Origin of the sequence: Stenotrophomonas maltophilia (genome assembly GCF_047497515.2) — a bacterium.
Taxonomy (GTDB): Bacteria; Pseudomonadota; Gammaproteobacteria; order Xanthomonadales; family Xanthomonadaceae; genus Stenotrophomonas.
On the sequence record NZ_JAXAXL020000014.1, the window covers coordinates 39,600 to 53,667 of the forward strand.

Below are 14,068 nucleotides of genomic sequence, written 5' to 3' on the forward strand. Positions count from 1 at the left end.
TGAAAGCGGCCTGACCGCGCTTACGCGGCCAGCACCGCCATCGACAGCAGCTGGGCGCCCGCCGCGCCGGAACTACAGGTCCATACACGCAGCAGCCGCAGTTTCAATTCGTGCTCACGGTCCTGCCGGCGCACCTCCAGCCGCACTTCGCTGGACAGCAATGCCAGGCGACCGCACAGCAGCGTTTCCACTGCCTGCAGCTGCAGGGCCCGCACCTGCAGGTTTCCCGCCAGCCAATCACCCAGCCAGGGCAGATCCAGCATGCGTCCGCCGTTGCCATCCATCATGAACAGCGCAGGCGACACCAGCGCAGTCAGCGCTTCATGGTCGTCCGCCAGCAACGCCTGGCACAGGCGCTGTTCCAGCGCCGCCAGCTGCACCTCATGCAGGTCTTCAACGATGTTCCGTTCCATCCACGGATCCTTCCGGCATCGGCCGGCGCCTGCGCAGGCGTTGCGCGGACCACTGCCGCGCACCCTGCACCACTACATAGAAGACGGGCACGAAAAACACCGCCAGCACGGTCGCACTGACCATGCCACCGAACACCCCGGTGCCGATCGCCTGCTGGGTTTCCTTCGACGCGCCCTGCGCCAGCATCAGCGGCACAACGCCCAGCGCGAACGCGAGCGACGTCATCAGGATCGGCCGCAGGCGCAACCGCGCCGCCTCAAGCGCTGCCTCGGCCAGGCCGCGTCCCTGCTGCTGCAGCTGCCGCGCGAACTCGACGATGAGGATCGCGTTCTTCGCCGACAACCCAATCACCGTGATCATACCGACCTTGAAGAACACATCGTTGGGCATGCCACGCAGCAGCACCGCCGCGACCGCACCGAGCAGGCCCAGCGGCACCACCAGCATCACCGCCAACGGGATCGACCAGCTCTCGTACAGCGCCGCCAGTACCAGGAACACCACCAGCATCGACAACAGCAGCAGCCATGGCGCCTGCGCGCCCGACTCACGCTCCTGCAGCGACTGGCTGGTCCACTGCAGTGCGAACCCGGACGGCAGTTGCTGCGCCAACCGCTCCATCTCCGCCATCGCCTGCCCCGTCGACACGCCGGACGCTGGCGCGCCCGACAGGTTCAGGGCCGGGAAGCCGAGATAGCGCTGCAACTGCAGCGGCGCTTCGGTCCAGTGCGGCGTGACCAGTTCGGACAGCGCCACCATGCCGCCTTCGCTGTTGCGCACGTACAGCTTCAGCACGTCCTCCAGTTCCATCCGGTGCGGCGCGTCGGCCTGCAGGATCACCTGCTGCAACCGGCCCTTGTTGGGGAAGTCGTTGACGTACTGCGAGCCCATCGCCGCCGACAGCGTGCTGCTGATGTGCTCGAAGCCCACGCCCATCGCCTCGGCCTTGGCGCGGTCGATGTCCAGCCGCACGCTGGTGCCGGCCGGCAGGCCATCGGCATGCACCTCCGACAGCAGCGGGCTGGCCTCGGCCCGTTTCAACAGCTGCTGCAGGGCCGCACGCAACTCGGCCTGGCTCTGCCCGGTGCGCGCCTGCAGGGCCAGCGAGAAGCCGGACGAACGCCCCAGGCTGTCGATTGCCGGTGGCATCACGCTCATCACCTCGCCCTCGGCGATGGCCGCCATCGCCTTCTGCGCCGCCGCCACCTCACCCGCTGCGGTGGCCCCGGCGCGCTCGCCCCAGTCCTTCAGCATGGTGTAGGTCAGCGCTGCGCTCGGGCCCGAACCGGAGAAGCTGTAGCCCAGGATCGACTGGTTGGAGCCGATGCCCGGGCGCGACGCCACGTGCCGTTCGTAGGCTTCGACCACCGCCAGGGTGCGCTCGGCCGTGGCTTCCGCCGGCAGCTGGATCGAGGTCATGAAGTAGCCCTGGTCCTCTTCCGGCAGGAACGCGCCCGGCAGCCAGTGCAGGCCCAGCAGCAACGCGGCCACCAGCGCGGCGAACACGCCCATCACCCGCCCGCTCCGCTGCAGCACCGAGGCCACGCCACGCTGGTAATGCCCGGTCATCCTCTCGAAGCCACGATTGAAGGCGCCGAACAGCCCGCCACGACCGTGATGGCCATGGCTGTTCGGGCGCAGCAGGGTCGCGCACAACGCTGGGGTGAGGCTCAGTGCCAGCAGCGCCGAGAACAGGATCGACACCGCCATCGCCACGGTGAACTGGCGGTAGATCGCGCCTACCGATCCACTGGCCAGCGCCATCGGGATGAACACCGCGGTCAGCACCAGGGTGATGCCGATCACCGCACCGGTCAGCTCGCGCATCGCCTTGATGGTGGCCTCGCGCGGTGGCAGGCCTTCCTCGGCCATGATCCGCTCCACGCCCTCGACCACCACGATCGCATCGTCGACGATGATGCCGATCGCCAGCACCATCCCGAACATGGTCAGCACGTTGATCGAGAAGCCCAGCGCCAGCATCACCGCGAAGGTGCCGAGCAGCGCGATCGGGGCGACCAGCGCCGGAATCAGGGTGTAGCGCCAGTTCTGCAGGAACAGGTACATCACCGCGAACACCAGCAGCATCGCCTCCAGCAGCGTCTGCACCACCTTCTGGATCGAGATCTTGACGAACGGTGCGGTGTCGAACGGAATGCTCGACTCCACGCCACGCGGCAACAGCGGCGCCAGTTCGGCCATGCGCTCGCGCACTGCGGCGGCGGTTCGCACTGCATTCGCGCCCGGGCGCAGCTGCACGCCGGCCGCCGTCGCCGGGTGGCCGTCCTCCCGCGTGCCCCAGGCATAGCTCTGCGCACCCAGCTCTACGCGGGCGACATCACCCAGTACCACCCGTGAACCGTCGGCGCCGGCACGCAGCACGATGGCGGCGAACTGCTCCGGCGTGGACAACTGGCCATCGGCGCTCAGCGGCACGGTGATGCGCTGGCCGGGAACACCTGGCGAATCACCGATGCGGCCCGGCGAGATCTCCAGGTTCTGCTGCTCGATCGCCGCGGCCACATCGCCCATGGTCAGGCCATAGCCGGTCAACCGGGTCGGGTCCAGCCACACCCGCATCGCCTGCTCGGCACCGAACAACTGCACGCGGCCGACGCCATCGATGCGGCGCAGCTCTTCGATGATGTTGCGCGCCATGAAGTCACCCAGCGCCGCCTCGCTCACACTGGCATCCGGCGAACGCAGGCCGACCAGCATCAGGAAGCCGGAATCGGCCGCTTCCACGAACAGGCCGTTCTGGCGCACGCTGCGCGGCAGGCGCGGCTCGATCGCCTTGATCCGGTTCTGCACGTCCACCTGCGCCAGCTCCGGGTTGGTCCCCGGCTTGAAGGTAGCGGTGATGGACGCCTCGCCGGAGGTGTCCACCGACGATTCGAAATACAGCAGGTGCTTGACGCTGGACAGCTCGCGCTCGATCAGGCCGACCACCGCGTCGTTCAGCGTCTGCGGGCTGGCACCCGGGTAGCTGGCATAGATGCTGACGCTGGGCGGCGCGACGGCCGGATAGCGCTCCACGGCCAGGCGCGGAATCGCCAGTACGCCAGCCAGGATGATGAAGATCGCCAGCACCCAGGCGAACACCGGGCGATCAATGAAGAAACGTGCCATGTTGGATTTCCCTGGAGAGACTGGCCCGGGAAAGGCTCAGCCCTTGCTGCCGGCCTGCATCGCACCGGCGCTGGCGACCGGTCGCTGCCAGTCGCGCGCATCGACCACCACGCCTTCCTGCAGGCGCTCCTGGCCCTCGACCACCACCCGCTCGCCGGCCTTCAGCCCGTGCCGGACCAGCCACTGGCGATCAACGCTGCCGTCGACCTCCAGCGTGCGGATCACCGCCTTGCCATCGCCCGCGATCACCCAGGCATAGGCCTGGCCGCCCGCGCTGCGCAGCACCGCCTGCTGCGGCAGGGTCAGCGCACTGGCCGGGGCGCCGCGCGGCACCCTGGCACGCACGTACATGCCCGGCAGCAGCTGGCGCTGCGGGTTGTCGACCAGGATGCGCAGGATCACATCACCGGTGCGCGCATCGACGTTGATGCCGGAGAACAACAACTGGCCGTGCTCGGGCAACGGCTTGCCGGCCGCGCCGATGATCGTCACCGGAAGCTGGCCACCGTCGCCGGCGCTGCGCTGCAGCGACTCCAGCTGCGCGGCCGGCTGGCGTACGTCGACGTAGACCTGGTCGATCTGCTGCACCACCGCCATCGGCTCGGCATCGGCGACGCCGACCAGCGCCCCTTCGGTCACCAACGCCTGATCGATGCGGCCGGCAATCGGTGCGCTGACCGTGGCGTAGCGCAGGTCGAGCTGGCGACGGGACAGGATCGCGCGCGCTTCATTCACCGCCGCGCGTGCCTGTTCGTACTCGGCGCTGGCATCATCGCGATGCTGCTGGCTGACCGCCTGCGCGGCAGCCAGGGCATGCAGTCGCTGCGACTGCACGCGGCTGCGGGCCAGGGCCGCTTCACTGCGCTGCAGCGCAGCCAGCGCTGAGTCGACGTCGGCACGGAAAGCGGCCGGATCGATCTGGAACAAAGGCTGGCCGGCGTTCACTTCGGCGCCCTGCTCGAACAGGCGGCGCTGCACGATGCCACCTACCTGCGCGCGGATCTGCGCGGTGCGCACGGCGGCCACGCGGCCGGGCAGTTCGTCGTCACGCTGCACCACCTGCGGGCCGACGGTGACCACGCTGACACGCGGTGCGGCTTCGGGCGGGGCTTCGGGGGAGGAGCAGGCCGTCATGGCCAGAGCGAAGGCCGCGATCAACGCGGCCGGAGTCCTGAAGGTTCTCATTGCTGTGCACAATGCCGCGCGGGCGGCTGAAAGGTTCCGAAGAACGCAGTGTGCGTGGCGATGATGGGGTTTCGATGGAGGAACTGTGGAGATACGATGGAGGCAAGCACCTTAAGGCCCCGCCCCTGCATGCATGCCTCCCCTGCCCTCGCCGCCGTAGTCCTGATCGTCGAGGATGAGGCCGAGATCGCCGATATTCTTACCGCGTATCTGGAACGCGAAGGGCTGCGCACGCTGCGTGCCGCCGACGGCCACAGCGCGCTCGAGCTGCACCGCAGCGCCCGGCCCGATCTGGTCCTGCTCGATGTGCAGCTGCCGCGTGTGGATGGCTGGAGCGTGCTGACCCAGCTGCGCCAGCGCGGTGAAACACCGGTGATTATGCTGACTGCCCTGGACCAGGACCTGGACAAGCTGACCGCGCTGCGCATGGGCGCCGACGACTACGTGGTCAAGCCGTTCAATCCGGCCGAAGTGGCCGCACGCGTGCGCGCCGTGCTGCGGCGGACGCTGCGTGCATCACGGGTGGATGCCCCCACCGCGCTGCGTGTCGGCCCGTTGCTGATCGATTCGGCCACCCATGCCGTGCACGTTGAAGGCGATGGCTACAGCCACGAAGTGCTGCTTACCCTCACCGAGTTCAAGCTGCTGCACTGCATGGCGCTGGCGCCGACGCGCATCTTCAGCCGCAGCGAACTGATGCACGAATGCCTGCCGGAGAGCGAAGCGCTGGAGCGCACGGTGGACAGCCATGTCAGCAAGCTGCGCCGCAAGCTGGATGAAGTGGGCATGCTCAATGTGCCGGCCAGTGTGCGTGGCGTAGGCTACCGGTTGATGGCCGACCGCTGATGGGCCGCCTGCGCCGCTCCGGGCTGAGCCGCCACATCATCGTTTCGATGTCGCTGATGGTGATCGGCGTGATCGTGATGATGATCCTGTCATCGTGGCTGCTGTACGCGGTGCTGGTCGAATTCTTCCCTGGCAGCGCCGAGGAACCCGAAGGCTGGCTGCCGACCGGGCCGGAGCTGGCGTGGATGGTCGGGGTCATCCTGACCGGCCTGGCGCTGGCCATCGCCGCCTCGTTCCGCCTCGCCCATCGCATCCTCTCGCCGTTGAATTCGGTGGTCGACAGTGTGCGCGCACTCGCCGGTGGCGACCTCGGGGCACGTGCCAGCGCGGAAGAGAATTCCCCCGGCGAAGTGGCGACGCTGGTCGAGGACTTCAACGCCATGGCACGCCGCCTGCAGCACATGGAAAGCGAGCGCACGATGTGGCACGCCGCCATCGCGCATGAGCTGCGGACGCCGGTAACCATCCTGCGCGGACGCCTGCAGGGCCTGGCCGAGGGCGTGTTCCAACCGGACGAGTCACAGTTCCGCAGCCTGCTCGCGCAGGTCGAAGGCCTGTCGCGCCTGATCGAGGACCTGCGCGTACTCAGCCTGGCCGACAACGCGCGCATGGATGTGCGCCGCGCGCGTACCGACGTGGTGGCCGAGGTGCATTCGGTGATGACCCTGGTCGACCCCCAGTTCCGTGCCGCCGGCTTCGTGCTGGAACTGGAAACCAGCCGCGAGGAACACACCGCGCACTGCGACCCGACCCGGCTGCGCCAGGCACTGCTGGCGCTGCTGGAAAACGCGCGCCGCTATGCCAGCCCGGGCAAGGTGCGGATCGCCGTGCATGACACGCCGGGCCATGTACAGGTAGCGATCGAGGACGAAGGTCCGGGCATCGATCCGGAACTGCACGCCGACATCTTCACTCCGTTCATGCGTGCAGACGGCTCGCGCTCGCGGCAGGGCGGTGGCAGTGGGCTCGGCCTGGCGGTGGTGAAGGCCATCGCTGACGCCCATGGCGGCCGGGTCTACTGTTCGCCGGGAAGCCTTGGCGGCAGCCGTTTCGTCATCGAACTGCCGCGCCAGTAGCCGGCGTCGCCGCCTGCTCGCGCAGATGTGCGCCGAGTGCGGCCAGGTTGGCATCGATCGCATTCATTTCGTCACGCTGCTTCGCCGGCAACTGCTGGCGCAGCTGCTTGCGCAGCGCCTGCCACGCAGGAACCGACTGTGCGCTGGCAGACGCCACCGCCTCGGCCAGCAGCCGCTGCTCGTCGGCCAGCGGCAATCCGTAGCCATCGCCCTGCAGCAACGTGCCCGGGCGCAACCACTGCCCGCTCTGCTCCAGCAGCCCGCGCAGGTTGCGGGTCTGGGCACTATCCGGCGCGCCCAGCAGCTGCCGCTTGAGCACATCGCGCGCGCGCAGCTCAGCACGCCGTTGCGCGGCCTGCTCCAGCAACAGCAGGCCGGCACTGGCACGCAGGTCACCCTTCAGCAGCCACGGTGCGCGCTGCCGTGCGGGCAGCTTCAACCAGCCGCGTACATCGCGCGCGGGCAATGCCAGCTGGGCAGCGGCCACGCCGAACAACTGCTGATAGTGGTCACGCGCCGAGGCGAAGTAATAGCCCTGCGCCTGTGCGGCATTGCGATCGTCCAGCACGTGCTCGTCCAGCACCTGCAAGCGCGCCAACCGGCGCTTCAGCCCGCGCGGGCTCAGCTGCGCCAGCCCGGCACTGCCGAGACGTGGCACGCCGGCCTGCAGCAGCTTGGCAGTTTCCACCGCGCAGTTGTTGCTGACGAAGTAGTAGCGCCCGTCATAGCTCCAATGCACCTGCGCGGTACGCTCCAGCAGGCTCGCAATCTCGTCGGGCTCCAGCCGCAACGGCAGCGACTGCAGGCCGCGCAGTTCGACCTTGGTGTACTCGTCCACCACCTGCTGCAGCGGCAGCACGAACAGCCGCGAGGGATAGCCGCCGGTCAGGCCACGCCAGTTGGAAATCTGCACGTCGCCGACGAAGGCGCGGAATGACAACACGCGGTGGTATTCCAGATCGAGGCGGCAGTCCGGCCCCGGCGCGCGGCCTGGCCGGCAGATCACCAGCCGCAGCATGCTGTGGCCCCAGCGGCTCATCGGCTGCGCGCTGCCTTCGGCGAACAGGTAATCCACCGCGTAAACCCGTGAGGGATCCAGCTGCAGCAGCGATGCCGCCCCCTCCTCCGGCTCCGCCTGCAGCAACGGGACGCGGCGGTCGCACTGCGGCTGCGGCAGCGACGGCGGCATGCCGAAGTGCGCCTGGTACCACTGCGCCAGTGCCGGGCGACGGCAGGCGAACTCGGCATCGAGCATGAAATGCTCGGCGTTCACCGCCAGATACTCAGCCGGGTCTTGCAGCTCATAACCATCCGGGCTGCGATCACGGAAATCGTTGTGGCCGCGACCGAGATGCCACGGCTTGCGCTGCCACCCCGCAAGATCGCGCCAACGCGCACTGCCGGACCAGCCCGCGCCGCCGCGGTCGGCAACGTGGGTCAGTTCGTGCACCAGTGCGCTGCGTCGAGCCCGCCGCGCAGCAGGCACGCTGTCGTCCAGCAGGTCGCGGCGCAACGTGATGCGGCCGGCGAAGGCACGGCCATGCACCTCGGCAGGCAGGTCATCCCGCCAGCGCACCTGAACCTGCGCAGGCAGTGCGCGCAGCAGCCCCTCCGGCAGCAGCGACTGCACGTCGGCCAGGGTCTGGCCGGCCAGCTGCTGCTGCGCAGCGCTCAGCCCTGCCGGGTCGAGCTGCAGGCGCTCAGCTGCAGGCGCGGCGTGGGCGGTCAGCAGTAGAGCCACGCCAAGCGTGGCTGCGTTCCGTACAGATGTCATGGAATTGCCGGCCAGCAGCCGGCACTACCCAAAGCCCGGATCAGCGTGCCAGCAGCGCGCGGGCCAGCTGCAGGTCGCTCTGCTGCTGGGCAGCGGCATCCTGCTCGCGCAGGTGGACCAGCGCGGCCTGCAGGCGTGCGCCGCGGATCTGGCCGTCGCTGGCGACGAACGCAGCAGCATCATCGCGTGCGGCCTGCACCACCTTGTCGTCGCCCGAGCTGCTGGCCGAGGAACCGGAGGAAGCACCGGTGGCCGAGCCGGCCGAGGTGCCTGCGAAGCTGGAAGCGAAGCCGGCCAGCGGCAGGGACAGCAGGGCGAGCAGAACAAGCGGACGGGTCATCGATTCGAAGCCGGTTGTGAGAATGCGTGGAGCGTAACGGTTGCGTGAAGCGTTTGGCCGGCTCAGGCGTCGAACAGCTTGCCGGGATTCAGCCGCGCTTGGGGATCGAACGCGCGTTTGACCGCCTTCATCAGCGCGATCTCGGCCGGGCTACGGGTGCTGTCCAGGTAGCCCTTCTTGACCAGGCCGATGCCATGCTCGGCCGAGATGCTGCCATCGAAACGGGCCAGCACCTGGGCCAGCAGCTTGGTCACATGCTCGCACTGCGCGACGAAGTCGGCGTCGCTGGTGGCGTCCGGCTTGAGTACATTGATATGCAGGTTGCCGTCACCGATATGGCCGAACCAGACCACGTCGAAGTGCGGGTAGGCCTGCCCGATCAACGCCTGGGTCTCGGCCAGGAATGCCGGCATCGCCGAGATCCGCACCGAGACATCGTTCTTGTACGGCGTGTAGCGGGCAAGCGACTCGGTGATGCCTTCGCGCAGGCGCCACAGCTGGGCAGCCTGGGCGTCACTGGCGCTGATCACGCCATCGCTGACCCAGCCATTGCCCATGCAATCCTCGAAGGCCGCCATCGCCGCCGCTTCCTGCGCCTCGTCGTTGGCCGCGAACTCGGTGACGACGTAGTACGGATGCACCTCGTCGAACGGCGCCTGCGCACCATGCGCCAGCACGTGCTCCAGCGCCCGGTCGGTGAAGAACTCGAAGGCCTGCAGCTGCAGGCGCGCGCGGAACGCGGCGAACACCTGCATCAGTACTTCGAAGCTGGGTACGGCCAGCAGCATCACGTTGCTGGCCGGCGGTGGGTCGGTCAGCTTCACCGTCGCCTCGACAATCACCCCCAGCGTACCTTCCGAACCGATCAGCAGCTGGCGGAAGTCATAGCCGCTGGAATTCTTGATCAGGCCCTTGTTGAGTTCGAGCAGCTCGCCGCTGGCGGTGACCACTTTCAGCCCGGCGATCCATTCGCGGGTATTGCCGTAACGGATCACACGGATGCCGCCGGCGTTGGTGGCGATGTTGCCGCCGATCGTGCAGGAACCGCGCGCGGCGAAATCCACCGGGTAGATCAGGCCGTGGTCGAGCGCGGCGTTGTGCACGGCTTCCAGCGGCATGCCCGCCTGCACCACCAGCGTGCGATCGACCGCGTCGTAGGCCAGCGCCTTGTTCATGCGCTCCATGCTGAGGACCAGTTCGCCGTTGGCGGCCACCGCGCCGCCGGACAGGCCGGTACGGCCACCGGACGGCACCACCGCCACGTCATGGTCGGCGCTCCAGCGCATCACCGCCTGCACTTCCTCAACCGTGGCCGGCAGCGCGATCACCAGCGGCGCCGGTGTCCAGCGCCGGGTCCAGTCGCGCCCGTAATGCTCAAGGTCGGCCGGGTCGGTCTTCAGCTTCAGGCCGGGACAGGCCTGCTGCAGCGAGGCAATGCGGGAATCGGTCATGACGGTCCAGCGCGGGGCGTGAAGAACGGGCAAGCGTGCCAGCGGCACGCGCCAGCGTCCAGCCCCACACCTGTACAGATAGCTACGGATGCAACCAATTGCGCACTGCACCATGGCCGGTGCGATCTGGCATAGTGGTCAGCCCCTGTCCCACTGGCCGTGTTGCCCCATGTCGCCGAAGAAGACCTCGTTCCCGAAGCAGGATATCCGCGTGCTGTTGCTGGAGGGGGTCAGCCAGACCGCCGTGGAGGTGTTCAGCGCCGCCGGCTACAGCCAGATCGAAGCGCACACCAAGGCGCTGCCCGAGGACGAACTGAAGGCGCGCATCGCCGAGGCGCATATCGTCGGCATCCGTTCGCGCACCCAGCTCAGTGCCGAGGTGCTGGCCGAGGCCAAGCGGCTGATCGCGGTGGGCTGCTTCTGCATCGGCACCAACCAAGTCGACCTGGACGCGGCCGAGCTGGCCGGCATCCCGGTATTCAATGCCCCCTATTCCAACACCCGCAGCGTGGCCGAGCTGGTGATCGCCGAGGCGATCATGCTGACCCGTGGCATTCCGCAGAAGAACGCCGAGTGCCACCGCGGCGGCTGGTCGAAGTCGGCCAGCGGCAGCCATGAGGTGCGCGGCAAGACGCTGGGCATCATCGGCTACGGCCACATCGGCACCCAGGTCGGCGTACTGGCCGAATCGCTGGGCATGCAGGTGATCTTCCACGATGTGGAAACCAAGCTGGCACTGGGCAATGCGCGTGCTGCGGCCAGCCTGGACGATCTGCTGGCGCGCGCCGACATCGTCACCCTGCACGTACCGGAAACCCCGTCCACGCAGTGGATGATCGGCAGCACCGAGCTGGCGAAGATGCGCAAGGGCGCGCACCTGATCAACGCCGCGCGCGGCACCGTGGTCGACATCGATGCGCTGGACGCGGCGCTGGCCAGCGGCCACACCGGCGGCGCCGCGCTGGACGTGTTCCCGGTCGAGCCCAAGGGCAACGGCGATATCTTCGAATCGCCGCTGACCCGCCACGACAACGTGATCCTGACTCCGCACGTGGGCGGCAGCACGCTGGAAGCGCAGGACAACATCGGCGTTGAAGTGGCCGCCAAGCTGGTGCGCTACAGCGACAACGGCAGCACGCTGTCGGCGGTCAACTTCCCGGAAGTGACCCTGCCCGAGCACGCCGACAGCCTGCGCCTGCTGCACATCCACCAGAACGTGCCGGGCGTGCTGTCCAAGGTCAACGAGATCTTCTCGCGCCACAACGTCAACATCGACGGCCAGTTCCTGCGCACCGACCCGAAGGTGGGCTACGTGGTGATCGACATCACCGCCAGCGAGGAGCAGGCCGCCGCGGTGCGCGACGAGCTGGCCGCGATTCCAGGCACGCTGCGCACGCGCATCCTGTACTGATCCTGGCACCGCGCCATCCACGCATGGCGTGGATCTACCGGGTCGGGGGCATGTCATCCACGCATGGCGTGGATCTACCAGGTTCGGGGGCATTCCATCCGCGCATGGCGTGGATCTACCTGGGCGGGGACATCTAATCCACGCATGGCGTGCAGCCATCAGTAGATCCACGCCATGCGTGGATGCGTTTTTCAACGCGCCAGCCACCTCTGTGCCATGCGCTGCATCGATTCATCCGATTCCGGATCGGCGGCGACCTCGGTCACCGGCCGCCAGGCCAGCTCCAGCGATTCCTCGCTGAGTACGAAGGCTTCGCCACCCAGCGCGCGGATCACGAAACGCACGTCGTAGTGCCAATGCCCCGGTACGTCCTTGCGCTCCGGAATCCAGTGCTTGTCCAGATCGAAGATGGCCGGGTCTTCCAGCACCAGGCCGCCCAGGCCCGATTCTTCCTCGGCTTCCTTCAGTGCCACCCGTGCCAGGTCACGGTCGCCGTCGGCGTGGCCGCCCAGCTGCAGCCAGCGCTGCAGCTTGCGGTGGTGGGTCAGCAGCAGGCGCTGGCCATCGGCGCTGACCAGCCAGCAGCTGGCGGTGAAGTGGCCAGCCAGCCGTTCGCGCCGGAACGGATCTTCCGGATCGTCCAACAATGTGCTGAATTCGGCAGCCAGTGCGTCGTGGGCCGGCTCACGGCGTGCATAGTCCCGCAGCAGGTCACGCAGGCGATCATCAAGCACGGCAAGGGTTTCGGCGGTCTGGCTCATGAATGGGCGGCGTCTGGAAAAATACTGCTCATTATCGCCGTTCATTGTTGCGATTGCGCTTGTGCGTTGGCTTCAGCTTTGGCTAAGGTACAGCGGGCCGTTCGCGCGGCCTTCACCATTCCAGGGTTGCCGGCAACGTATCGGCGGCCCACCCAATCCGATCACTAGGAAGTACTGCATGCTGAAAGCTCTGTTGAGGGTCAAGCCGGTCCAACCGGCCGGGCACGTCGATGCCGGCGAACCCATCGAAGGCAGCCTGGACGGCGAAGCCACGCTGAAACGGACCCTCACGGCTAAACACCTCATCCTGCTTGGCGTGGGTGCGGTGATCGGCGCAGGTATCTTCGTGCTGACCGGCCAGGCCGCAGCCAACCACGCTGGCCCGGCAGTGATGCTGTCGTTCGTCATCGCCGGTTTCGCCTGCGCGCTGGCGGGCCTGTGCTACGCCGAGTTCGCGGCGATGATGCCGGTCTCCGGCAGCGCCTATTCCTACTCCTACGCCACCCTCGGCGAAGGCATGGCCTGGTTCATCGGCTGGTGCCTTGTGCTGGAGTACCTGTTCGCCTCGGCCTCGGTCGCGGTGGGCTGGTCGGCGTACCTGATCAGCTTCATCACCACCACGCTGCACATGCCCTTCCCCGACCTGCTCAGCGCCGCGCCCATCGCCTGGACCGGCAGCGAGTTCGTCTCCTCCGGCAAGCTGTTCAACCTGCCGGCGGTACTGATCGTGGCGGCGGTGTCCGGCCTGCTGTACGTGGGCGTGACCCAGTCGGCCTTCGTCAACGCGATCATCGTGGCGATCAAGGTCACCGTCATCTGCCTGTTCATCGGCATTGGCGCGGCCCATATCGATCCGGCCAACTGGCAGCCGTTCATCCCGGAAAACACCGGCGTGCCGGGTGAGTTCGGCTGGAGCGGCGTGTTCCGCGCGGCCACCATCGTGTTCTTCGCCTACATCGGCTTCGATGCGGTCTCCACCGCCGCCGGTGAGACCAAGGACCCGCAGCGCAACATGCCGATCGGCCTGCTTGGCTCGCTGGCCGTGTGCACCATCGTCTACATCATCGTCTGTGCCGTGCTGACCGGCATGATGCCGTACCACCTGCTGGGCACCGACAAGCCGGTCGCCACCGCACTGGAGCCCTACCCGACCCTGTCGTGGCTGAAGACCTTCGTGGAAATCGGCGCGATTGCCGGCCTGTCCTCGGTGGTGCTGGTGATGATGATGGGCCAGACCCGCATCGCCTACACCATCTCCCGCGACGGCCTGCTGCCGAAGTTCTTCGGCAAGGTCCACGCCCGCTTCCGTACCCCGTACGTCGCCACCATCGTGGTCGGCGTGATCGCCGCCGCACTGGCCGGCCTGGTGCCACTGAACGTGCTGGGCGAACTGGTCTCGATGGGCACCCTGCTGGCCTTCGCCACGGTCTGCATCGGCGTGCTGGTGCTGCGCTATTCCAAGCCCGACCTGCATCGTCCGTTCCGCGTGCCGATGGTGTGGATCATCTGCCCGCTGGGCGCGGCCACCTGCCTGTTCCTGTTCTGGCAGGCGTTCGTGGTGCACTGGCACCTGTTCGTCGGCTGGACGCTGCTCGGCCTGCTGATCTACCTGGGCTACGGCATCCGCAACAGCAAGCTGGCCAAGTCCTCCTGATCCGCCTACGGGCCGGCCCTGCGCCGG

The 14,068-nt window shown here is 67.7% G+C and carries 11 protein-coding genes; 4 read left to right on the plus strand and 7 right to left on the minus strand.

Going from position 1 to position 14,068, the window contains the following annotated elements; genetic code table 11:
* Positions 1–20 precede the first annotated feature (20 nt).
* From ACMZPQ_RS17275 to ACMZPQ_RS17285, 3 genes are read right to left on the minus strand one after another with little or no spacing between them, the layout of a single operon-like run.
* Positions 21–413, minus strand: coding sequence for a nuclear transport factor 2 family protein (locus ACMZPQ_RS17275; protein ID WP_197580890.1), 393 nt, complete (start codon positions 411–413; stop codon positions 21–23).
* Positions 394–3,543: a multidrug efflux RND transporter permease subunit gene (locus ACMZPQ_RS17280; protein ID WP_197580889.1), complete on the minus strand. Its 3,150-nt coding sequence runs from the start codon at positions 3,541–3,543 to the stop codon at positions 394–396. Before ACMZPQ_RS17280 ends, ACMZPQ_RS17275 begins: the two co-directional genes overlap by 20 nt.
* A gap of 36 nt (positions 3,544–3,579) precedes the next feature.
* Positions 3,580–4,728 carry an efflux RND transporter periplasmic adaptor subunit gene (locus ACMZPQ_RS17285; RefSeq protein WP_197580888.1) on the minus strand — a complete coding sequence of 383 codons (1,149 nt, stop codon included), beginning with the start codon at positions 4,726–4,728 and terminating at the stop codon, positions 3,580–3,582.
* A gap of 129 nt (positions 4,729–4,857) precedes the next feature.
* Here ACMZPQ_RS17285 and ACMZPQ_RS17290 point away from each other — a divergent pair, with 129 nt between their 5' ends.
* On the plus strand, positions 4,858–5,574 hold the full coding sequence (locus tag ACMZPQ_RS17290; RefSeq protein WP_197580887.1) for a response regulator: 717 nt from the start codon (positions 4,858–4,860) through the stop codon (positions 5,572–5,574).
* Positions 5,574–6,650 carry an ATP-binding protein gene (locus ACMZPQ_RS17295; RefSeq protein ID WP_197580886.1) on the plus strand — a complete coding sequence of 359 codons (1,077 nt, stop codon included), beginning with the start codon at positions 5,574–5,576 and terminating at the stop codon, positions 6,648–6,650. Before ACMZPQ_RS17290 ends, ACMZPQ_RS17295 begins: the two co-directional genes overlap by 1 nt.
* On the opposite strand, the gene ACMZPQ_RS17300 is transcribed toward ACMZPQ_RS17295, so the two are convergent.
* The 3 genes from ACMZPQ_RS17300 to ACMZPQ_RS17310 form a co-directional block, all read right to left on the minus strand.
* Entirely contained in the window at positions 6,628–8,424 is a 1,797-nt protein-coding gene (locus ACMZPQ_RS17300; protein ID WP_197580885.1) for a DUF7844 domain-containing protein, read from the minus strand. The genes ACMZPQ_RS17295 and ACMZPQ_RS17300 overlap by 23 nt on opposite strands.
* Positions 8,425–8,464: 40 nt before the next feature.
* A complete protein-coding gene (locus tag ACMZPQ_RS17305) occupies positions 8,465–8,764 on the minus strand; it encodes a DUF2388 domain-containing protein (RefSeq protein WP_006439835.1) in 300 nt (99 codons plus the stop codon).
* 62 nt (positions 8,765–8,826) lie between these two features.
* On the minus strand, positions 8,827–10,215 hold the full coding sequence (locus ACMZPQ_RS17310) for a D-2-hydroxyglutarate dehydrogenase (RefSeq protein ID WP_197580884.1): 1,389 nt from the start codon (positions 10,213–10,215) through the stop codon (positions 8,827–8,829).
* A 169-nt stretch (positions 10,216–10,384) separates the two neighbouring features.
* On the opposite strand from ACMZPQ_RS17310, the gene serA reads away from it, so the two are divergent.
* Positions 10,385–11,626, plus strand: a complete 1,242-nt coding sequence (gene serA / locus ACMZPQ_RS17315) for a phosphoglycerate dehydrogenase (protein WP_414485952.1) — start codon at positions 10,385–10,387, stop codon at positions 11,624–11,626.
* Between the two features lie 191 nt (positions 11,627–11,817).
* On the opposite strand, the gene ACMZPQ_RS17320 is transcribed toward serA, so the two are convergent.
* Positions 11,818–12,432: an NUDIX hydrolase gene (locus ACMZPQ_RS17320; RefSeq protein WP_197580882.1), complete on the minus strand. Its 615-nt coding sequence runs from the start codon at positions 12,430–12,432 to the stop codon at positions 11,818–11,820.
* 133 nt (positions 12,433–12,565) lie between these two features.
* Between ACMZPQ_RS17320 and ACMZPQ_RS17325 the strand changes: the two genes are divergently transcribed.
* Positions 12,566–14,041: an amino acid permease gene (locus ACMZPQ_RS17325; RefSeq protein ID WP_197580881.1), complete on the plus strand. Its 1,476-nt coding sequence runs from the start codon at positions 12,566–12,568 to the stop codon at positions 14,039–14,041.
* Positions 14,042–14,068: the final 27 nt, after the last annotated feature.

Bases quoted from the DNA above. Each gene is read 5' to 3' on its own strand.
- ACMZPQ_RS17275 (WP_197580890.1), bottom strand. From the start codon at position 413: ATGGAACGGAACATCGTTGAAGACCTGCATGAGGTGCAGCTGGCGGCG.
- ACMZPQ_RS17280 (WP_197580889.1), bottom strand. From the start codon at position 3,543: ATGGCACGTTTCTTCATTGATCGCCCGGTGTTCGCCTGGGTGCTGGCG.
- ACMZPQ_RS17285 (WP_197580888.1), bottom strand. From the start codon at position 4,728: ATGAGAACCTTCAGGACTCCGGCCGCGTTGATCGCGGCCTTCGCTCTG.
- ACMZPQ_RS17290 (WP_197580887.1), top strand. From the start codon at position 4,858: ATGCATGCCTCCCCTGCCCTCGCCGCCGTAGTCCTGATCGTCGAGGAT.
- ACMZPQ_RS17295 (WP_197580886.1), top strand. From the start codon at position 5,574: ATGGGCCGCCTGCGCCGCTCCGGGCTGAGCCGCCACATCATCGTTTCG.
- ACMZPQ_RS17300 (WP_197580885.1), bottom strand. From the start codon at position 8,424: ATGACATCTGTACGGAACGCAGCCACGCTTGGCGTGGCTCTACTGCTG.
- ACMZPQ_RS17305 (WP_006439835.1), bottom strand. From the start codon at position 8,764: ATGACCCGTCCGCTTGTTCTGCTCGCCCTGCTGTCCCTGCCGCTGGCC.
- ACMZPQ_RS17310 (WP_197580884.1), bottom strand. From the start codon at position 10,215: ATGACCGATTCCCGCATTGCCTCGCTGCAGCAGGCCTGTCCCGGCCTG.
- serA (WP_414485952.1), top strand. From the start codon at position 10,385: ATGTCGCCGAAGAAGACCTCGTTCCCGAAGCAGGATATCCGCGTGCTG.
- ACMZPQ_RS17320 (WP_197580882.1), bottom strand. From the start codon at position 12,432: ATGAACGGCGATAATGAGCAGTATTTTTCCAGACGCCGCCCATTCATG.
- ACMZPQ_RS17325 (WP_197580881.1), top strand. From the start codon at position 12,566: ATGCTGAAAGCTCTGTTGAGGGTCAAGCCGGTCCAACCGGCCGGGCAC.